Source organism: Corallococcus sp. AS-1-12 (assembly GCF_020036995.1).
Classification (GTDB): Bacteria; Myxococcota; Myxococcia; order Myxococcales; family Myxococcaceae; genus Corallococcus.
The window spans coordinates 16503-34920 of the sequence record NZ_JAIQDD010000044.1 but is presented as its reverse complement, the minus strand read 5'-3'; the positions used below and the strand labels follow the sequence as shown (position 1 = coordinate 34920).

Below are 18418 nucleotides of genomic sequence, written 5' to 3'. Positions count from 1 at the left end.
CCGCGAGCGCTCAGGAGCGCTTGTCCAGGATGCCCAGCGCCATCATCGACACCAGGAAGCCGTAGACGACGTGCTCCGGGCGGTTGGCGAACGCGAGCAGCTCCGCCACCACGCGGTTGCCGTCAATCTTGGGCAGCAGCTCCGCCTCCCAGCGCTCCAGCTCCACCTCGTTGAGGCCATAGGCGGGGGCGACGGCGGGGATGAGCCGGTCCTCGGGCTGGAGCAGGCGGCGCAGGCGCTCCGGCTTGTAGAGCTTCTTGATGCCCCGGACGATGAGGTTGGCCGGGTGCACGTCCAGCTTGATGGACTCCGAGGAGGCCTTCTCCTTGAAGCTCATCACGTACGTGCCCTCCTCCCAGGAGAAGAGCGAGTAGATGATGGCCTTCACCTGCTGGCCCACGTAGTACAGCCGCTCCGTGTCCTTGAGCAGGCCGCGCTCCACCAGCACGTCACCGGTGCGCCGGTGGCTCTGCGCGGCGACGGCGGACGCGTCCTGGAGCTGCTCGGGCTTGATCTTCCCCACGCGCACCAGGAACTGCCCGAAGCGGTCCGCCAGCAGGTTGGAGAGCGCGAACACCGGGGTGCCGTTCTCGAAGTAGACGACCTTCTTCACCTTGCCGCGCTGCACGCCCAGCTCGCCCGTCTCGCGCGACAGGTAGAAGGCGGTGAGCAGCGACGGAAGGTTGTCCTTCAGTTCGCCCCGGCGGCTGCCCGGCGCGCCCGCGCCCACCGGCAGCGGATCCGGCGGGCGGCCCGGCGTGGGGGGCCGCACCTGGGTGGTGGGCACCTTCTGCATGGGCGTGGCGGTGAGGTTGGCGCCGCGGATTTCGGCCGTAAGGTTGCCGCCGCCGGTGACCTTGATGCGGCCGGTCAGCTCCATGGCGTCCTGCGGGCCCTCCTCCTCCACGTCGATGTCCAGCTCCACCTCGAAGGCGTCCTGCATGGAGGCGGCGGGGACCTTCTTCTCCGCGGGCAGGACCTTGGCCACCGCCTCCAGCAGCTTCTGGGCCTCGAAGGGTTTCTCGAAGTAGCCGGCGGCCTGGTACTTCTGGCGCGCCTCGGTGGCGTGCTTGCCGCCCTTGAAGACGCCGGTGATGAAGAGCAGCGGGAGCTGGGGGTTGTCCTTCCGCAGCGTGTCCGCCAGGTGGTAGCCCATCATGTCCGGCAGGAGGATGTCCAAGACAGCACAGCCGGGGGGCTGGGCGCGGGCGGCCTCGATGGCCTGCTTGCCACGGCTGGCGCCCACCACCTCGTACCCGGCGTCCTCGAACAACTGCGTGAGGAGGGAGAGGAGCTCCTGGTTGTCATCCACGACGAGGATTCGAGGCGCCATCGCGGGGGGACCGTAGCAGATTCGGACGCCGGGGCGGCCAGCGTTTCCAGGGAACCCCGGAAGGCCGCCCGCTTCAGAGGATGGATGCAAGCGCCCCGCTGGGGCGTTAGGGTGGCGCCCGCCTCATGTCCTCCCTCTCCTCCCGCATCTTTCCGGCAGGGCTCCTGGCCGGCCTGCTCCTCTTCTCCCCCCTGGTGGCACGGGCTCAGGAGGGCCAGCAGCCGGACGCGGGCCAGCCGGACGATCCGAACTCTCCGGAAGGGGACGACAACACGGGGCGCGTGCCCACGGACTGCCGCAGCACCAGCGACTGCGCGCCGCGCTTCAGTTGCAACGCGGGCAAGTGCAAGTACACCGGCATCCGCCAGGCGGAGACGCAGGGGTGCCTGCTGGGCCCGCAGGCGGCGCTGATGGTGCTGGGCGTGGCGGCCGTGGCAGGCTCGCGGCGCCGCCGGTAGCCGGCAGGCCCCCCACTCCAAGGAGCGACGCGCGATGCGGCTGGGCCTGAAGGCGGACAACCTCCTGGAGCGGGTCGCGGACTTCCTCAACCTGGCGCCCCAGCCCCTGGCGCACGCCTTCTTCGGGATGATGGCGTCGCGGACGCTGATGGCCGGGGCCCGGCTGGGCGTCTACGCGGCGCTGGCGGACGGCGCGGCGACGGCGGAGGCGCTGGCGGCGCGGCTCAAGACGAGCACGGAGGGGATGCGGGCGCTCCTGGAAGCGCTCATCGCCTGCGAGGTGGTGGAGCTGCACCGGGGGCGCTTCCGGCTGGCTCCCCGGGCGCGGCGGTGGTTGGACCCGCGCTCGCCGCAGTCCATCACGGCGTTCCTGGAGTTCAACTACGCGCAGTGGGACTGGTGGGGGCAGTTGGAGACCGCGGTGAAGAGCGGGCAGTCGGTGGACATCCACCAGTTCGCTCCGGACGACCCGCGCTGGCGGGACTACATCCAGGCCATGTACCAGTTGGCGCGGCTGGCCTCGCCGGAGGTGGCGGCGGCCATCCCCCTGCCCCGGGGCGCGAGGCACCTGCTGGACCTGGGCGGCGCGCACGGCTGGTACGCGGCGGAGCTGTGCAGGGCGCACCGGGGGCTGAAGGCCACGGTGGTGGACCTGGAGGGCAGCGTGCGCGTGGGGCGGGACATCATCGCCCAGGCGGGGCTGTCGCACCGGGTGACGCACAAGGAAGGGGACGTGCTGACCGCGGAGCTGGGCGGGCCGTATGACGGCGTGCTGCTGTTCCAGGTGATGCACCACCTGACGCCCGCGCAGAACGTGGCGCTGCTCCGGCGCGTGCGCGGGGCCATGGTGTCCCGGGGAACGCTGGCGGTGCTGGAGTACCTGCGCGAGGAGCGGGACACGCAGAGCACGTCCGCGCCGCTCATCGGCTTGCACTACTTCCTCACGTCCGGAGCGGCGTCCTACACGCCCGCGGAGGTCGAGGGCTTCCTGGATGACGCGGGTTTCAAGGTCCAGAGCACACGGCCCATCCGGCACCTGCCCTTGCAGACGTTGATCATCGCGCAGCCGGACTGACGGTCCCGGCGCCTGCTTGTCAGACGGTGGAGGTAACTCCACACTCCAGGCATGGCCTATGGCGCGAAACCACTCGAAGGTCCGGCGACCTTCGCTGACATCGAGGCCCTGCCCGAGGGCGTGGTGGGCGAGATCATCGATGGGACGCTGTATACGCATGCACGGCCGCGTGCCGCGCATGGCCATTTCGAGTACAGGCTTCACCGTGAGCTGGATGATGCACTCCAGTTGAGCGGTGTGGAGCCAGGTGGTTGGTGGATCATGACCGAGCCCGGCATCCGGGTGGGCGGTTCACCGGAGTTCATCCCCGACCTCGCGGGATGGCGGCGCGAACGGGTGCCCACCCTTCCCAAGGGCCAATGGACGGATGTTCCTGACTGGGCCTGCGAAATCCTGTCGCCGACCACGCGGGCCTACGACACGCGCATCAAGCGGCCGTTCTACGCGCGCATCGGCATCCAGCACCTGTGGTTCGTGGACCTGGACTCGCGCACGCTCACCGTGAGCGAGCTGCGGGACGGGCGCTGGGTGGAGATGGGCGTCTACGGCGAGGAGGATGACCTCATCCGCGCTCCGCCCTTCGAGGAGCGGGACCTGCGGCTGGGCTGGCTCTGGAAGTCCCTTCCGCCTCCGGGTTAGCGCGGCTTCGGCTTCGCCAGGGGTGGAGGCTTCGGCCTGCGCGCGGCCCGCTCGCGTTCGAGCTCCAGCTCGCGCTCGACGACCTCGCGGTGGAACTTCGCGAAGTTCACGGGCTCCATCAGGCGCCGCTCCGGGCTCGGGCCCGCGTACTCGAGGATGGCGTCGATCGCGCCCAGCGCCTCCGGGAGGAACTCCTCCTGGAGCAACACGATGGCCCGCCCCATGAGCGCGGTGGAGACCACGGTGCGCATCCTGGGGTCCGTCGACTCGCAGTAGCGCACGTCCACCTCGTCGAACGCCTCCAGCGCTTCGTCCACGTGCCCCAACCCCTGGAGCGCGAAGGCCCGCTGCACCAGCGCCACCGCCGTCTGCTCCACCAGGAACGGGTCGGTGCTCCCGTCGTATCCCTTCAGGAGCAGCTCGGACTGGCTCAGGGCCTCCTCGAACCGCTGCCCCATGTTGTGCGCGACGAGCATCGCCGTCCGCGCCATCTCCACCGGGATACGCAGGTCGGGCCGCTGCGCGACCGCCCCGAAGCGGCTCAACATCCGCTCCAGCCAGTTCGTGCACATGCCCTCCTTGTTCAGGTCCAGCAGCACGCGGGCCCGGTACAGCATCCCCCACGCCACCCCCTCCCAGAGCTCGGGCCGGCGCGGACTCCAGAAGCGGCGCTCCACCTCGTCGAAGTGGACCAGCGCCTCGGGGAGCCGCTCCAGCTCTCCCAGCGCCGCGCCTCGCAGCCCCAGCGCTCGCGCCACCTGGAGCTGGAGCGCCGGCACCTTCGACAGCGTGAAGCGCCGGTACACCTCGTCACAGAGCGCGATCGCCGCCTCCAGCTCCTCGCCCGCGCGGAGGTACGCGCGCGCCTGGTCCATCTTCTCCTTCGCCTCCACCTCCGGTGGCACCGCGCCTTCAGCGTCCGGCATCGGCACGCCCTTCATGGCCCGGCGCCAGCGGCGGCACGTCCCGGCCCTCGCCGAAGCCGAGCGCCCAGAAGCGCGGCCGCACCTCTTCCTTCAGCAGCAACCGCAGGAGCAGGTACTTCGCTTCGTCCTGGCCATCCCACGCCATGGGGAAGGTGCCGTAGTGCATCGCCACGGACGTCCCCGAGCGCAGCACGTGGTGCGCCTTCAGCGCGTCCTCCGGCCCCATGTGCACCGGGTGCAGGACGCACGGACGGAACGCGCCGATGGGCAGCACCGACAGGCGCATGGGCCCGAAGCGCTCCGCGATGCGGTCGAAGTGCGGACCCAGGCCCGTGTCGCCCGCGAAGAGCACCGGGCCCCCGGACGTCTCCAGCACGTAGCCCGCCCACAGCGTCTCCTCCTGGTCCGTCAGCCCGCGGTTCGACCGGTGCTGCGCGGGCACCGCCCAGACCTTCAATCCCTGGGGACCCCTCTTCGCGGCCTGCCACCAGTCCAGCTCCTCCACGCGCTGGAAGCCCTCGTCCAGGAGCAGCTCGCGGTTGCCCAGGCCCACGAGGAAGAGCGGGTGGTGCGCGGCCTCCAGTCGCCGCAGCGTGGGCAGGTCCAGGTGGTCGTAGTGGTTGTGGCTCACCACCACGACGTCGATGGGCGGCAGGTCCTCGAAGCGGATGCCCGGGGGCCGCACGCGCCTGGGGCCCACGAAGGACACGGGGCTCGCCCGCTCCGAATAGATGGGGTCCGTCAGCACGTTCACCCCGTCCGCCTGGAGCAGCACCGTGGCGTGGTTGATGAACGTCACGCGCAGCCCGCCCGGGCCCACGCGCTCCGGCGGCTTCGGGCCCGAGGGCTCCTCCGCGTAGTCGCGCCAGGGGCCGCGCCGCTCCTCCATCACGGCCCCTATCAGCGTGAGCGGGGACAGCTTCGGCGCGTCGCCGATGTTCTGGAAGGACGCTCCGTCGAAGTGGTCCGTCACCGGGCCCCGGTGCACGGTGCCGGCGAAGCAGCCCGTGAACAGCGACAGGGCCAGCGCGGGCCACAGTCGCGTCACTTGATGACGATGGTCCAGTCGCATTCGAAGGGCTCTCCGTCGAGGGTGGGCAGCACGTAGCGCGAAGCCTGGATGCTGGCGAGCGCCTGCGCCAGCAGGTCCGGCGGCAACGTCGCTTCCCGCACCTCGCACCGCTGGGGCACGCCGCCCTGCACCAGCCGGCACGTCACGCGCACGTGGTGCTTGCGGCCTTCGCGCCAGTGCTCGAAGGCCTCCTGGAACACGGGGTCGTCCGGAGGACCGCCGCGCACGCGCCGGGGCTCCTTCACGTGCTGGGACAGCCAGGAGCAGGCGTCCTTCACCTGTCCGTCACAGGCCTTGCCCATCAGCGACAGCGCGCGCAGCCGCTCCGGGCCTCGCGCGTTCGTGGCCAGCAGCGTGAGCGCCTGGTCGAAGCACTGCTTCGCCGTGCGCACCGTGCAGTCCTCCGAGGAGACCGGAGGGGTGCCCGCGGCGAAGGCGCCCACGGGCGCGGGGCGCATCAGGTCCTCCGCCACGCGCGCGGGGTCGCTGCGTCGCTGACCGCATGCGGACAGCAGCAACAGTGAGAGGACGAGGGAGCGCCAGGCCATGGCGCCATCGTAGACGGCCTGTGTCCGGGAAGGGATGTGCGTGGAGCGGAGCGATGGCAAGGGCACACACCCGCCACGTGTCCCGCCTGCCCGGCATCGTGTTCAGGGCAGGCCGTCGCTCATCGGGGAGGTCCTATCGGGAAGGACGGCGGCCGCGGCGCGCGGCTTCGAGTGCCTGGGCCAGGGTCCGTGTCCCGGCGCGCATGCCTTCCGGGCGCACGCCGCCGAAGCCGAAGATGAGGCCGGACTCACGGCGTCTGCCGAGGAAATAGTCGGAGAGGGCAGCAACCTCCACGCCACGCCGGGCGGCTTCATCCCGGACGCGCAGGTCGGACAGCGGCGTGGCCAGGGACGCGCACACCTGCATGCCGGTGTCACAGGGGCGGGGCGTGAGGAAGCCCGAGCAGTCGGCGTTCAGGGCTTCGAGCAGGGCCTCACCGCGCTCCCGATAGGCCGCGCGCATGCGGCGCAGGTGGCGGGCGAAGTGGCCCTCCGCGAGGAACACGGCGAGCGCGGCCTGCTCCAGCGTGGAGGCGGGCGCGGCGGCGCGCGAGGCGGAGAAGACGTCCACGAGCGAGGGCGGCACGACGAGGAAGCCCAGGCGCAGGCCGGGGAACATCGACTTGCTGAACGTGCCCACGTAGACCACGCAGCCAGCGTCATCGAGTCCCTGGAGCGCGGTGAGGGGGCGGCCGCGGTGGCGGAACTCGCTGTCGTAATCGTCCTCGATGATCAGCGAGCGGGTGCGTTCGGCCCACTGGAGCAGCGCCATGCGTCGCGCCAGGCTCAGCGTGACGCCCACCGGGTATTGGTGCGAAGGAGCCACCAGCGCGACCCGGGCCCGAGGCGCGCGAGTCAGGCCCGCGCCCACGTCGAGTCCGTCTCCATCCACGGGGATGGGCACCGGACGGCCTCCGGCGGAGAGCACGGCGCGACGGACGCCGGGATAGCCCGGGTCCTCCACCCAGACGGGGTCCCCCGGGTTCAGCGCGAGCCGGAGCACTTCATCGAAGGCCTGCTGGGTGCCGGCCGTGATGAAGACCTGCTCCGGGGAGCAGCGCACGCCCCGCGACACGGACACATGGATGGCGATGGCTTCACGCAGCGGCGCATGGCCCGAAGGGTCACCGCCATCGAGCAGGCCCGTGCTCGCGCGAGCATGGACGCGAGACACCGTGCGGGCCCAGAGCGCGGTGGGGAACAGGTCCAGCGCGGGCACACCGGGCCGGAACGCGCGAGGCGCGGCCCCGAGGCGCGGAGCCCCCACAGGTGTGAACTTCAGCGTCCGCACGGAGGCAGCAAGTCGAGGCCCTCGCGAGGCACCCTGCCTCCGCGCCCCGGAGCCTGGCGTCTGTGCGGCAGTGGAGAAGCGGGACCCGCGTGAAGCACCGGGCCCCCTGCCCAGGTCCCGCTCCCCTGTGAGCGACGTGCGTGCGGCAACAGGGAGCGCGGGCTCACGGCTCCGGTCCCCGGCGAGGATGGGCAACTCGGGCGCGACGCGCGTGCAGGAGCCCGCACGGGCCACGAGGTAGCCCTCCGCCGTGAGCGCGTCCAGCGCCTGGAGGACGGTGCTGCGGGCCACCACCATCTCGGTGGCGAGCTGACGGGAGGACGGAAGCCGCAGCCCGGGTGCCAGCGCCCCCGCGAGGATGCGCGCACGAATCCCCTCGAAGAGCTGCTCATGGAGCGGCGTGGGACTCCGCGAATCGAGCCGCAGGAGGAGCGAGGAGGCGACGCCGTGGGAGGTCTTCAAACTGGTATGGCCGATTCTGGCGGAAGTGGTCTTCATGACCCTACCAGTTCCCTGGCAAGGATGGCCTCCGCCCCCGCACCCCGGAAGCCCCTCATGCCGTCCTCTTGTTGCTCAGTCCTCGAACTGCGCCAGTACACGCTGCATCCCGGTCAGCGGGACGTCCTCATCTCGCTGTTCGACCGGGCCTTCATCGAGTCGCAGGAAGCCACCGGCATGCACCTCATCGGTCAGTTCCGCGACGAGGACCGCCCGGACCGGTTCGTGTGGCTGCGAGGCTTCCGCGACATGGCCTCACGGCGCGAGGCGCTGAGCGCGTTCTACGGCGGCCCGGTGTGGAAGGAGCACCGGAGCGCCGCGAACGTGACCATGCAGGACTCCGACAACGTCCTGCTCCTGCGGCCGGTGCGCTCGGACACGGGCCTCGCGCATCCAGGCACGCCTCGACCCGCGCCGGAGACGGACACGCGTCCGGATTCCCGGGTGGAGGTGACGGTCTGCTACCTGAAGGCTCCCGCGGAGAACACGTTCCCGGCCCTGCCCGTGCGCACGGGCGAGCACGTCTTCGCGTGGCTCACCGTGTTCCCGGACACGGTGCACCACCGCGAACACCTTCGACGCCGGGCCGCCGCGAAGAACTGGTCGGAGCCACTCCAACCGTGGCTGAGCGCGCCGGTTGAACACCTGACGCTGTCCCCCACCGCGCGCTCCGAGCTGCGCTGAAAGGCTCCACCCCATGAAGCCCCTTCCCCCCTTGCCCACGGGCGACGTGCACGACTTCGACTTCCTCATGGGCGAATGGACGTGCATGAACCGGAAGCTCAAGCAACGGCTGACAGGCAGCGACGACTGGGACGTGTTCACGTCCAGGATGCGCTGCCAGCCCCACCTGGGCGGCCTGTCCAACGTCGAGGAGACCGTCTTCGAGCGGGGCTTCTCCGGCATGGCGCTGCGCCTGTTCGACGTGCGCGAGCGCCGCTGGTCCATCCACTGGATCGACAGCCGCCACGCGGTGCTCCAGCCCCCCGTGCACGGAGGTTTCACCGGCGACCACGGCCGCTTCTACGGCGAGGACACCGAAGGAGGCCGCCCGGTCCAGGTCATGTTCAATTGGACCCGCCTGGGCAACGACCGTGCCCGGTGGGAGCAGGCCTTCTCGCTCGACGGAGAGACCTGGGAGACCAACTGGGTGATGGAGTTCACCCGGACGACGGCCACCGGCTGAACACCTCCGTGGCTGGACCTCCCACACGCACGTCCGCTTGAATGCATTCATGCGCCGACTGATTGCCGCTGTCCCGCTGCTCGCCCTGGCTGGCTGTTCCTACGTGGGAGTCAGCACGACGCCCAGGAGCCGGTTCTCCGCCGCGCCCGCTGTCTCCAGGCCCGTGGTCATCCAGGTGGGCAAGTCAGAGTCCCCTCCCCTCGAAGCCCCCAAGGCGGAGGAGGAGAAGCCCTCCACCGCCGAGGCCTCCGACGACCCCGGCGCGACGCAGTAGCGGCTCGCGGGATTGTGAACGGACCGGCGCGGAATCGGTTCGACAGGCCTTGGCGCCTCGGGAACCATCCGCGCTCCGCCCGTGCTCCGGAGCCTCCCGATGAAGCCCCACGTCATCTGCCACATGGTCTCGTCCATCGACGGGCGCATCGTCGTCAAGCACTGGCCCGACCCGGCGTCGCTGCGCGGTGAATACGAGCGCACCGCCGACACCTTCGACGCGGACGCCTGGATGTGCGGCCGCATCACCATGGAGGACTTCGCCGCGGAAGGCGCCGTGTCCAAGCCCGCTCCGGCTACTCCCCTGCCCCGCACGGACTTCGTCGCTCGCAAGGACGCGGAGTCCTACGCCATCGCCCTGGATGCCCACGGCAAGCTGAGCTGGGAGTCCGGCGCCATCGACGAGGACCACCTCGTCGTCGTGCTCACCGAGTCCGTCTCCGACGCGCACCTCGCCCACCTGCACGAGCGTGGCGTCTCCTATGTCTTCGGCGGCACGCAGGACATCGACTTCGCCCGCGTGCTGGAGAAGCTCGGAGACACCTTCGGCATCCAGACCGTGCTGCTGGAGGGCGGCGGCGGCATCAATGGCGCGTTCCTCGCCGCGGGCCTCATCGACGAGGTGAGCCTCCTCGTGCACCCCACCGCCGACGGCCTGCCCGGCACTCCGACCGTCTTCGACCGCCCCCAGGGCTCCACCGGCGCGGGCGCCGCGCTGGAGCTCACCCACGTGGAGCGCCGCGACTCCGGCATCGTGTGGCTCCGGTACCGCGTGCGGCGCTGAGCCTCTTCCCCGTGCCCCCGCGGCCCTGACAACGGCTCAGGGCGCGCGCAGCAGCGTGGCGGACTCGTAGAGGCTCTGCTGCTGGAAGACGCCCGCGGCGGAGGTGTCCTTCTCCAGCTTGTCCTGCACGCCCTTCGGCAACTGCGCGTAGAGGTCCTGGCCCAGCAATCCTTCCAACTGGTCCACCGGCACGCGCGACTGCTGGAGCAGCGGGAGGATGTCCTCCTTCTTGGACGGGCCCTCCTTCGCGTTGGGCACCATGTACGCGAACATCGACAGGTTGCCGTTGGGCAGCTCCAGCAGGACCGTCTTGAAGTTGTGCGTGGGGACCGCGATCTGCCGGTCGGCCTTCGAGCCCGTCGTCTGGATGGACTCCGGCGGCAGCGGCTTGCCCTTGTCGTCCAGGTACAGGTTGCCCGTAACGATGTAGGCCTTGCCGCCGGTCTCCTTCACCATCTCGGACACGCCGCGCTCCAGCGTGCGCCACACCTGCTGGTTGTGGTTGCCGTGCTGGGGCGCGATGTTGCTCATGTAGTGGCTCTCGTTCATCGCCGCCTGCGTGGGCGAGTCCTCGGCCGGCTTCATGTGCCCCCGGTCGAAACCGGTGTTGTTGTAGTCGGAGTCCACCACGCCGCCCTGCTTCAGCTCCGGGTCGCGCACGAAGGTGCTGTCCAGCCGGCTGACGTCCGCGGGCGTCTCCTTCACGTCCGCCGCGGACAGCAGGTAGCTCACGAACGTGGGCACGTTCTTGTCCGTGTCCATCAGCGTGCGCGAGTACTCCTTCACCATGTTCAGGCCGGGCGTCGCGCCGCTGCCGCCCACGCCCTGGAGCGGATCCACCTCGCCGGCCACTTCCGCCACGCGGCTCTGGAAGACGGCCATCTGCTGGTCGGGCACCCACTGCGTGTTCGCGGCCGTGCCCGTGCCCTTGGCCTGGTTCGCCTTGGACGCGTTGATGTAGGCCGTCAGCTCGTCCGCGGAGAGCTCCCCGTCGCCGTTGCCGCCCAGGAGGTCCGCGCGCTTCGCCACGGACTGCTGCCAGGGGCTGTCGAAGCTGTCCACCTTCGCGGACTGCGCGCCGCCCTGGAGCTTCGCGTCGAGCGCCGCGCGCTGCTGCTGGAGCGCCGTGGACGTGAGGAACTGCGCGTCCGCGGGCGCGGAGAGGTACGACTCCAGCTCCGCCGCGGACACCTGGCCGTTCGAGGCCCGGCTCCCGTCAGCGCCCTCGTCCGCCGCGTGCAGCAGGCGCCCCTGCCAGCTCTCATCCGTCCAGCCGAACTTCTGCTGGAGGTCGGAGATGGCCACCTCCTTGGTGGCGGAGCGCTTCCAACTGCCCCCCGTGGGCGCCACGACGTTGGAGGCGGGCGCATTGACGGGGAGGTCCGCCCCGGCGGGCACCGCGGTGTTCGCGGGCGCGGCGGTGGGGGCGGCGGCATTCGCGGGCGTGGGACGCGGGGTGGAGATTCCCGTCGGGATTCGCAGCGACATGCGGTGAAAGTCCTCGGAGCCGGCGGGGGAGACGATCAGGGAGGGCCCCTCCCCTCCATCGTCGGAGTGACCCGGCGCCCGGTTGCGTCACCCCGCCTTTTTTCTCAGGGAGCAGGGCGTTTTTCGGTCCGGCTGGACCCGGCTGTCACTTAATGCCGGACTTGGAGGGGGGCGGAGGGTGGTGTCCGTCGGGCCGGGCGTGCTGGACGGCGTGGACGATGCGGGCTTCGGCCTGGAGTTTTTCGACCACGGCGGCAGGCAGGCGGGCGCGCTCGGCGGCGACGGCGAGGGTGATCAGGAAGGCCTCGCTGACGGGCCCCTGCGTGGAGGCGTTGCGCGCGGCGGGGGTGAAGGCGTGGGCGTCCACGACGGTGCCGGAGGCGGTGCGCACCTTCACCGGGCGCTCCTCGGTGGCCAGGGCGAGCGCGGTCTCCAGGCGGGCGAGGACGGGCCAGGACTCGGTGGCGACGGGGCGCAGGCGCCCGGACAGCCGGTGTCCGGGAGCATCCACCAGGCGTGCGACCCGGCCGCCCCAGTTGGGCACGTGCACGTCGTAGACGACGTCCACGTCCAGGGCCTCGGCGAGCTCGCCCTCGGGGAAGTCGGGCACGGGGGGCAGGCCGTGCAGGTGCCGGCTCGCCGCGGCCGGAGCCAGGTCGAGGGAGAACGCGAACCAGGGACGTGAAGCCGCGGGGCCAGATGCCATGGGGACGAGTGTCCCCGGCGCGCGGCGGTGGAACAAGGGCCAGGCCGTGCGGATCCGCGTCCGGGTCAGCTCACCACGGCGGCGAGGATGCACTCGAAGAGCCAGGGGGCGCGGCCCAGGAGGCGCACCACGGGCCTGCGCAGACGCGGGCGGCGCGCGAGCATCAGCAGGCCGTGCGTGGTCCAGGAGTACTTGCGGAACACCTGCTGGAAGGTGCGCTCGTAGGGCAGCAGCGTGTCGCGGCCCGCGCCCTTCGCCAGAGCGTCCGGGAGCAGCGCGCCCAGGGACTCCGCGCAGGCGAAGGCGAGCGTGAGCCCTTCGCCGGTCAGCGCGTCCACGTAGCCGGCGGCATCACCGACGAGGGCGAAGCGATCCGCGATGCGCGTGCGGGCCACGCGGGCCAGGGGGCCAGCGCCGCGCGGCTGGGAGTCCGGCTCCGCGCCGGTGAGCTGTTCCGCCAGCCGGGGGAAGCGCTCCAGCATCGCGTCGAAGCCCACGCGGCCCGGCACCGTGCCGTCCTCCCAGAGGAACGCGATGCCCACGCGCTCCGCTCCGGCGGGCGTCACGTACGCCTCGACGCCGGAGGCGAAGTGCACCTCCACGTAGGGGGTCCACGGCGCGCGCCGGAAGTGGCGACGCAGCCCGTAGCGCCGGGGCATGTCCTGCTCGACGTCCAGGCCCTCGGCCTTGCGCAGCGGTGAGTTCAAGCCGTCCGCCGCGACGAGGAAGCGCGCGGACACGCGGCCCACGGGCGTCTCCAGCGTGACGCCGTCCGGCGTGCGCACGTGCGACACGACATGCGTGTGCTCGCGCAGGTCCACGCCCACTTCGCGCGCGCGGGTCGCCAGCGCATTCGACAGGGCCAGCCTGCGGACGCCCAGCCCACCGGGCGCGGGCAGTTTTCCCTCCGCCGTGCTGCCGTCCTCCTGCACGTAGCGGATGCCCACGAAGGGCGAACTGTCGCTCCGGTCCAGGTGCGCGAGCGCGCCCATCCGCTCCAGCGCCGCGAGGCCGGAGGGCATCAGGCCCTCACCGCACGCCTTGTCCACGGGCGTGGATGCGCGCTCCACCACCACCGTGTCCAGCCCGCGCCGGGCCGCCGTGATGGCCACCGCGAGCCCGGCCGGACCTCCGCCCACCACGACCACGTCGTGCTGCTTCACGTGTTCGGACCTCGTCCGTGCCAAGGGCACGGCCAGCGAGGACCCGCCCCGCGCAGCATTGGAGCCACGGGCCCCATCCCACTCCGAGCGGTCCGGGCTCCACGCACCGACGCGGTCACGCGAGCACCGCCACGCTCACGAGTCGTGCTCCGCGCGCACCATCGCCAGCGCGCTCTTCGCCATCTCCACCGCGAGCCCCACCGCGCCCACCTTCTTCGGCGCCGTCAGCTCTCCGGCCAGATAGCGCCGCAACGCCTCGCGCCTGCGCAGCTTGCCGCTGGACGTGCGCGGCAGCGTTCCCGGCTCCAGCAGCCTCACCGTGTGCGGCTGCACGCCCGTCGCCTCCACCACCGCGGCGCGGATGTCCGCCTCCACCGACGCCACGTCCGCGCCCCGCTCCGCGCGCTCGGCCAGGATGAGCAACGCCTCGTCCTGGCCTCCTTCGGGCGTGAAGCCCAGCGCCACCGCGCAGCCCGTGCGCACGCCTTCCACCTTGAGCAGCGGATCCTCGAAGGCCTGCGGCGCGTGGTTCGCGCCCCGGATGATGACCAGGTCCTTCGCGCGGCCCGTCAGGTACAGCTCCCCGTCCGCGCTGAAGCCCAGGTCTCCCGTGTCCAGCCAGCCCTCGGCCACCAGCGCCCGCGACGTCGCCTCCGCGTCCTCGAAGTAGCCGTGCATCACCGACGGCCCCTTCGCGAACACGCGCCCCACCTGACGCTCCGGCAGCACCGCGCCGTCCTCACCGCGCACCTGCACCTCGAAGCCCGCCACCGGCGCGCCCACGCTCACCAGCGTCCGCGCCCCGTCACGCGCCTGCCCCTCGCGCGCCAGCACGTCCGCGTCCACGCCCAGCTCGCGCGGCCCCCGGCCCGCGGGCGGGAACGTCACCGCCAGCGCCGCCTCCGACAGGCCATACACCGGCCGCAGCGCCCTCGCGGAGAAGCCCCACTTCTCGAACCGCTCCGCGAAGCGGCGCAGCGTGTCCGCGGACACCGGCTCCGCGCCGTTGAGCGCGTGCAGCCACCCGGACAGGTCCACGCCCTGCAGGTCCGCGTCCTTCACCCGCTTCAAGCACAACCCGTAGGCGAAGTTCGGCGCGGGCGACACGAAGCCCCGGTGCCGCGACAGCGCGCGCAGCCACAGCGCCGGCTTCACCAGAAATGTCTCCGGCGGAATCAGCACCAGGCTGCCCGGGTAGTACAGCGCCGCGAGCACACAGCCGATGAGCCCCATGTCGTGGTACAGCGGCAGCCAGCTCACGCCCACCGGCATCACGCCCGGCGCCAACGGCATCGCCGCCTCCAGCGCCGCCACCTGCGCCACCAGCGCCCCGTGCGTCAGCGCCACCGGCTTCGGCTCCACCGTGGAGCCGGAGGAGAACTGGATGAGCCCCAGCGCGTCGGGCTCCACCTCCACCTCCAGGTCCTCGTCGCCGTGCAGCACCGCGTCCACCGTGTGACAGCCCAGCCTCGGCCGCGCCAGCGCCATGCTCGGGCCCAGGAGCAGCCGCACGCGCGTGTCCGTCAGCACCACCACCGCGCCCGTCAACTGGAGCATCCGCGCCGTCGAGCGGTGGTACTCGTCCAGCCGCCCCAGCCGCACCGGCGGATACAGCGGCACCGGCACCGCGCCCGCCAGGAGCGCGCCGAAGTACGCATCCATGAACGCGGGCGACGTGGGCAACAACACCGCCACCCGGTCCCCCGGGCGCACGCCCAGCCGCGCCAGCCCCGCCGCCGCGCGCTTCGCCCGCCGGTAGACCTGGGCCCACGGCAGGGACGTCTCGTGCTCGGCGGCGTCCACGAACACCAGCCCCAGCGACGTGCGCGACGTCGCCTTCAGCATCGCGTTCACCGTGGCGTGCTTCAGCGCCGGCAGCGGCGGCCCCTTCACGGGTGCGCTCCCGCGTCCGGCTTCGCGGCCTCGACCCGCGCCGCCACCAGCCGCGCCAGGTCCTCCACCGTCCGCACGCCCTGCGCGTCCTCCTCCGACAGGAGCACCCGGAAGCGGTTCTCCAGCCCCACCGCCAGCACCGTCAGCCCCAGGCTGTCCAGTTGCAGGTCCCGGAGCAGGTCGTGCGCGGGCTCCACCGCGCCCTCGAACTCCAGCTCCTCGCGGGCGATGCGGCGGATCTCCGCCACCGCCTCCGTCACGATGTCAGCCACGGCGAACCTCCGGAATGAAGCGGGGACGGTGGGCGAAGGCCTCGGAGTACATCGCCCCGAGCGCCGCCTCCTCCGCGCGGATGCGCACATAGAGCAGCGCCGCGTTGCCCACCGTGAACACCACCGCCGTCACCCACGCTCCGTGGATGAGCGGCACGCAGAACAGCTCCAACACCACCGCCACGTAGTTCGGATGCCGCAGGAACCGGTACGGCCCGCCCGTCACCGGCGCCAGCCCCGGCACCACGATGATGCGCGAGTTCCACCGGTCGCCCAGCGTCCCGATGGCCCAGTACCGCAGCCCCTGCGCCACCGCCGCGCCCACCAGCGCCGCCCAGCTCCACGCGCCCCAGAAGGGCCGCTGGAGGCCGAACACCTCCGCGACGCACGCGACGAGGAACAGCGTGTGGAACACCACCATGAACCGGTAGTGCCCCTGCCCCGTCTCCACCCCGCCCCGCGCGAAGGCCCGCGCCGCGTTGCGCTTGGAGAGCACCAGCTCCAGCAGCCGCTCCGCGACGAGCAGCCCCATGAAGCCCGCGAACAACGCCTGCGTCCCGGTCACCATCGCACCAGCACCATCTCCGCGCAGAAGCCCGGACCCATGGCCATCACCACGCCCCAGTCGCCCGGCTTCGCGTCCACCTCCTCCAGCGTCTCCCCCAGCACGAAGAGCACCGACGCGCTGGACAGGTTGCCCACCTGCTTGAGCGACCGCCACGAGCGCTCCAGCGCGCCGGGCGCCAGCTCCAGCGCGGACTCGAAGCCCTCCAGCACCTTGGGGCCGCCGGTGTGCGCCACCCAGTGCTTCACGTCCTTGAGGCCGAGCCCGTGCTCCGCGAGGAAGCCCTCCACGTTGCCCCGGATGTGCTCCTTCACCAACTGCGGCACCTTCGCGGACAGCACCACCTTGAAGCCCGTGTCCACCACGTCCCAGCCCATCACCCGCTCGGTGTCCGGGTAGAACACCGACCGCGAGCCCACCACACGAGGACCCGTGGCTGGTGCCTCCGCGCCCCGCAGCACCACGCACGCCGCGCCGTCACCGAAGAGGCCGGAGGCGATGATGTTGGGGATGGACAGGTCCTCGCGCTGGAGCGTGAGCGAGCACAGCTCCGTGGCGATGAGCAGCGCCGTCTGCTTCGGGAACGCGCGCAGGTAGTCCGCCGCGCGCGCCAGGCCCGCCGCGCCCGCCACGCAGCCCAGGCCGAAGAGGGGCGTGCGCTTCACGTCCTCGCGCAGGCCCATCCGGTTGACCAGCCTCGCGTCCACGCTGGGCGTGGCGATGCCCGTCACCGTGACGAAGAAGACGTGGTCCACGTCCTTCGGCGTGAGCCCCGCGCGCGACAGCGCCTCGCGCGCCACCTTCTCCGACAGCTCCGTGGCCACGCGGATCCACGCGTCGTTGCGCTGCTGGAACGTCGTGAGCGCCGGGTACTCCTCCAAGGGCAGCGCCAGGTGCCGGCCGCCCACCTGCACGTTGCGGTGCAGGTCCTCCAGTCGCTCCAGGTTGAAGTGCTTCGTCGCCCACAGGTCGCGCAGCGCCGCGATGAGCTGCTCCTGGCTGGCGTAGTGCGGGGGGAGCGCGCGTCCCACCGCGCTCAACGAAGGGGATGGCGCGGGGTCGTGACGGGTCGTGCTGGGCATGAAGTCCTGGAGGGTCCCACCCGGGGAGCCGGTTCCCCAGGCTTAATCCCCCGCAGGGCCAGATGCGATGGAGTATCGCCGGACCTGCACGCCCTTGAACCCCGCCGGCGGCCCACACTGTTGCACACGCGACGCCACGCCCCGGGCGCTCAGGCGATGGAGTCCACCACGCCCCCGTCGACCCGCAGCGCGGCGCCGGTGGTGGCGGAGGCCTGGGGCGACGCGACGTAGACAATCATGTTCGCCACCTCCTCCACGCTGGACGGGCGGCGGAGGAGGGAGCTGGGCCGGCTCGCCTGGATGAAGTCCACGGCGAGGTCCTCGAAGGACCGGCCCGACTTCTCGTGCTCCTCGCGGAACATCTCCCGGACGCCCTCGGAGAGGGTGGGGCCCGGCAGCACGGAGTTGACCGTGACGCCCGTCCCCGCCATGCGCTTGGCCAGGCCGCGCGCGACGGCCAACTGCGCCGTCTTGGTGACGCCGTAGTGGATCATCTCCGTGGGGATGTTCAGCGCGGACTCGGACGACACGAACACCACGCGGCCCCAGCCCTGCTGCCGCATCCCCGGCAGGTACGCGCGCGACAGCCGCACGCCGGACAGCACGTTCGACTCGAAGAAGTGGCTCCAGTCCTCGTCGGACACGTCGAAGAAGTCCTTCGGCCCGAAGATGCCCAGGTTGTTGATGAGGATGTCGCAGTGGGGGTGCGCCGCGACCAGCGCCGCGCAGGCCTCCGCCGTGCCCAGGTCGCCCGCGAAGCCCTTCACCGTGGCGCCCGGGGCCGCCTCGCGCACCGCCGCGATGGCCCGGTCCACCGACGCTTGCGTGCGGCCGTTGACGATGACTGCGGCGCCCGCCGCCGCCAGCCCCTTCGCCGTGGCCAGGCCGATGCCGGCCGTGGAGCCGGTGACGAGGGCGGTCCTTCCAGTGAGTTCGATGCGCATGGCGTGTCCCGGGAAAAGAGGAGTACGGCCTTCCGGCCCGTGGGGATGCGGCCCGCGAGCCTCCGAGACAATGGCCACGCCGCGCAAACCCGAATCCAGGCGCCGGGCGCGAAATGGGACACCCGCTGGCGTTCCTCGCTGAACACCTGCCCCCGTCCGCGGGGCCCGGCGGCGCGAGGGCCGGAGCCGCTGAAGCCTCTCATCCCCTCTTCTGTCCTGCCA

General features: G+C 71.7%; 20 protein-coding genes. 7 read left to right on the top strand and 13 right to left on the bottom strand.

The features are described from left to right. Positions 1 to 10: 10 nt before the first annotated feature. Positions 11 to 1333, bottom strand: coding sequence for a response regulator (locus K8556_RS36975; protein WP_223744840.1), 1323 nt, complete (start codon positions 1331 to 1333; stop codon positions 11 to 13). Positions 1334 to 1458: 125 nt separating this feature from the next. Here K8556_RS36975 and K8556_RS36970 point away from each other — a divergent pair, with 125 nt between their 5' ends. Genes K8556_RS36970 through K8556_RS36960 form a run of 3 tightly spaced genes read left to right on the top strand, consistent with a single transcriptional unit; the run spans position 1459 to position 3505 of the window. Beyond that, on the top strand, positions 1459 to 1791 hold the full coding sequence (locus K8556_RS36970) for an MXAN_6627.5 family MYXO-CTERM protein (protein ID WP_223744839.1): 333 nt from the start codon (positions 1459 to 1461) through the stop codon (positions 1789 to 1791). A gap of 34 nt (positions 1792 to 1825) precedes the next feature. Then, positions 1826 to 2866, top strand: a complete 1041-nt coding sequence (locus K8556_RS36965) for a class I SAM-dependent methyltransferase (RefSeq protein WP_223744838.1) — start codon at positions 1826 to 1828, stop codon at positions 2864 to 2866. A 51-nt stretch (positions 2867 to 2917) separates the two neighbouring features. Beyond that, entirely contained in the window at positions 2918 to 3505 is a 588-nt protein-coding gene (locus K8556_RS36960) for a Uma2 family endonuclease (RefSeq protein WP_223744837.1), read from the top strand. Here K8556_RS36960 and K8556_RS36955 read toward each other — a convergent pair. The 4 genes from K8556_RS36955 to K8556_RS36940 all read right to left on the bottom strand — a co-directional run bounded on the left by K8556_RS36955 (position 3502) and on the right by K8556_RS36940 (position 7804). Continuing rightward, positions 3502 to 4446, bottom strand: coding sequence for a hypothetical protein (locus K8556_RS36955; RefSeq protein ID WP_223744836.1), 945 nt, complete (start codon positions 4444 to 4446; stop codon positions 3502 to 3504). The two genes, K8556_RS36960 and K8556_RS36955, sit on opposite strands and share 4 nt — an antisense overlap. Then, positions 4418 to 5479, bottom strand: a complete 1062-nt coding sequence (locus K8556_RS36950) for an MBL fold metallo-hydrolase (RefSeq protein ID WP_223744835.1) — start codon at positions 5477 to 5479, stop codon at positions 4418 to 4420. The genes K8556_RS36955 and K8556_RS36950 overlap by 29 nt, the downstream gene beginning before the upstream one ends. Next, complete coding sequence (locus tag K8556_RS36945) at positions 5476 to 6051, bottom strand: hypothetical protein (RefSeq protein WP_223744834.1); 576 nt, start codon at positions 6049 to 6051, stop codon at positions 5476 to 5478. Before K8556_RS36945 ends, K8556_RS36950 begins: the two co-directional genes overlap by 4 nt. A 133-nt stretch (positions 6052 to 6184) precedes the next feature. Beyond that, a complete protein-coding gene (locus K8556_RS36940) occupies positions 6185 to 7804 on the bottom strand; it encodes a PLP-dependent aminotransferase family protein (protein WP_223744833.1) in 1620 nt (539 codons plus the stop codon). Between the two features lie 93 nt (positions 7805 to 7897). Between K8556_RS36940 and K8556_RS36935 the strand changes: the two genes are divergently transcribed. The 4 genes from K8556_RS36935 (at position 7898) to K8556_RS36920 (ending at position 10083) form a co-directional block, all read left to right on the top strand. Next, complete coding sequence (locus K8556_RS36935; protein WP_223744832.1) at positions 7898 to 8524, top strand: NIPSNAP family protein; 627 nt, start codon at positions 7898 to 7900, stop codon at positions 8522 to 8524. Positions 8525 to 8537: 13 nt separating this feature from the next. Then, positions 8538 to 9026, top strand: a complete 489-nt coding sequence (locus K8556_RS36930) for a hypothetical protein (RefSeq protein WP_223744831.1) — start codon at positions 8538 to 8540, stop codon at positions 9024 to 9026. A gap of 49 nt (positions 9027 to 9075) precedes the next feature. Continuing rightward, positions 9076 to 9300, top strand: a complete 225-nt coding sequence (locus tag K8556_RS36925) for a hypothetical protein (protein WP_223744830.1) — start codon at positions 9076 to 9078, stop codon at positions 9298 to 9300. 99 nt (positions 9301 to 9399) lie between these two features. Further along, positions 9400 to 10083 (top strand): RibD family protein, encoded by a 684-nt coding sequence (locus tag K8556_RS36920; protein ID WP_223744829.1) that lies wholly within the window; start codon positions 9400 to 9402, stop codon positions 10081 to 10083. A 36-nt stretch (positions 10084 to 10119) separates the two neighbouring features. On the opposite strand, the gene K8556_RS36915 is transcribed toward K8556_RS36920, so the two are convergent. From K8556_RS36915 to K8556_RS36880, 8 genes are all read right to left on the bottom strand, one after another. Further along, positions 10120 to 11571, bottom strand: a complete 1452-nt coding sequence (locus K8556_RS36915) for a DNA/RNA non-specific endonuclease (protein WP_223744828.1) — start codon at positions 11569 to 11571, stop codon at positions 10120 to 10122. Positions 11572 to 11716: 145 nt separating this feature from the next. Next, positions 11717 to 12277: a gamma-glutamylcyclotransferase gene (locus K8556_RS36910; protein WP_223744827.1), complete on the bottom strand. Its 561-nt coding sequence runs from the start codon at positions 12275 to 12277 to the stop codon at positions 11717 to 11719. Positions 12278 to 12342: 65 nt separating this feature from the next. Then, complete coding sequence (locus K8556_RS36905) at positions 12343 to 13440, bottom strand: NAD(P)/FAD-dependent oxidoreductase (RefSeq protein ID WP_223744826.1); 1098 nt, start codon at positions 13438 to 13440, stop codon at positions 12343 to 12345. A 135-nt stretch (positions 13441 to 13575) separates the two neighbouring features. Next, positions 13576 to 15333 carry a fatty acyl-AMP ligase gene (locus K8556_RS36900; RefSeq protein ID WP_223744825.1) on the bottom strand — a complete coding sequence of 586 codons (1758 nt, stop codon included), beginning with the start codon at positions 15331 to 15333 and terminating at the stop codon, positions 13576 to 13578. Then, the gene (locus tag K8556_RS36895) at positions 15330 to 15605 is read right to left on the bottom strand and encodes an acyl carrier protein (protein WP_223744824.1); all 276 of its coding nucleotides are present in this window, start codon (positions 15603 to 15605) and stop codon (positions 15330 to 15332) included. The genes K8556_RS36900 and K8556_RS36895 overlap by 4 nt, the downstream gene beginning before the upstream one ends. Further along, positions 15598 to 16173 carry an isoprenylcysteine carboxyl methyltransferase family protein gene (locus K8556_RS36890; RefSeq protein ID WP_223744823.1) on the bottom strand — a complete coding sequence of 192 codons (576 nt, stop codon included), beginning with the start codon at positions 16171 to 16173 and terminating at the stop codon, positions 15598 to 15600. Before K8556_RS36890 ends, K8556_RS36895 begins: the two co-directional genes overlap by 8 nt. Next, on the bottom strand, positions 16167 to 17252 hold the full coding sequence (locus K8556_RS36885) for a type III polyketide synthase (RefSeq protein WP_223744822.1): 1086 nt from the start codon (positions 17250 to 17252) through the stop codon (positions 16167 to 16169). Before K8556_RS36885 ends, K8556_RS36890 begins: the two co-directional genes overlap by 7 nt. Positions 17253 to 17401: 149 nt before the next feature. Then, the gene (locus K8556_RS36880; RefSeq protein WP_223744821.1) at positions 17402 to 18196 is read right to left on the bottom strand and encodes an SDR family NAD(P)-dependent oxidoreductase; all 795 of its coding nucleotides are present in this window, start codon (positions 18194 to 18196) and stop codon (positions 17402 to 17404) included. Positions 18197 to 18418: the final 222 nt, after the last annotated feature.

Coding starts and splice junctions, on each gene's coding strand:
- K8556_RS36975 (WP_223744840.1), bottom strand. CDS start 1,333: ATGGCGCCTCGAATCCTCGTCGTGGATGACAACCAGGAGCTCCTCTCC.
- K8556_RS36970 (WP_223744839.1), top strand. CDS start 1,459: ATGTCCTCCCTCTCCTCCCGCATCTTTCCGGCAGGGCTCCTGGCCGGC.
- K8556_RS36965 (WP_223744838.1), top strand. CDS start 1,826: ATGCGGCTGGGCCTGAAGGCGGACAACCTCCTGGAGCGGGTCGCGGAC.
- K8556_RS36960 (WP_223744837.1), top strand. CDS start 2,918: ATGGCCTATGGCGCGAAACCACTCGAAGGTCCGGCGACCTTCGCTGAC.
- K8556_RS36955 (WP_223744836.1), bottom strand. CDS start 4,446: ATGAAGGGCGTGCCGATGCCGGACGCTGAAGGCGCGGTGCCACCGGAG.
- K8556_RS36945 (WP_223744834.1), bottom strand. CDS start 6,051: ATGGCCTGGCGCTCCCTCGTCCTCTCACTGTTGCTGCTGTCCGCATGC.
- K8556_RS36935 (WP_223744832.1), top strand. CDS start 7,898: ATGCCGTCCTCTTGTTGCTCAGTCCTCGAACTGCGCCAGTACACGCTG.
- K8556_RS36930 (WP_223744831.1), top strand. CDS start 8,538: ATGAAGCCCCTTCCCCCCTTGCCCACGGGCGACGTGCACGACTTCGAC.
- K8556_RS36925 (WP_223744830.1), top strand. CDS start 9,076: ATGCGCCGACTGATTGCCGCTGTCCCGCTGCTCGCCCTGGCTGGCTGT.
- K8556_RS36920 (WP_223744829.1), top strand. CDS start 9,400: ATGAAGCCCCACGTCATCTGCCACATGGTCTCGTCCATCGACGGGCGC.
- K8556_RS36915 (WP_223744828.1), bottom strand. CDS start 11,571: ATGTCGCTGCGAATCCCGACGGGAATCTCCACCCCGCGTCCCACGCCC.
- K8556_RS36910 (WP_223744827.1), bottom strand. CDS start 12,277: ATGGCATCTGGCCCCGCGGCTTCACGTCCCTGGTTCGCGTTCTCCCTC.
- K8556_RS36890 (WP_223744823.1), bottom strand. CDS start 16,173: ATGGTGACCGGGACGCAGGCGTTGTTCGCGGGCTTCATGGGGCTGCTC.
- K8556_RS36885 (WP_223744822.1), bottom strand. CDS start 17,252: ATGCCCAGCACGACCCGTCACGACCCCGCGCCATCCCCTTCGTTGAGC.
- K8556_RS36880 (WP_223744821.1), bottom strand. CDS start 18,196: ATGCGCATCGAACTCACTGGAAGGACCGCCCTCGTCACCGGCTCCACG.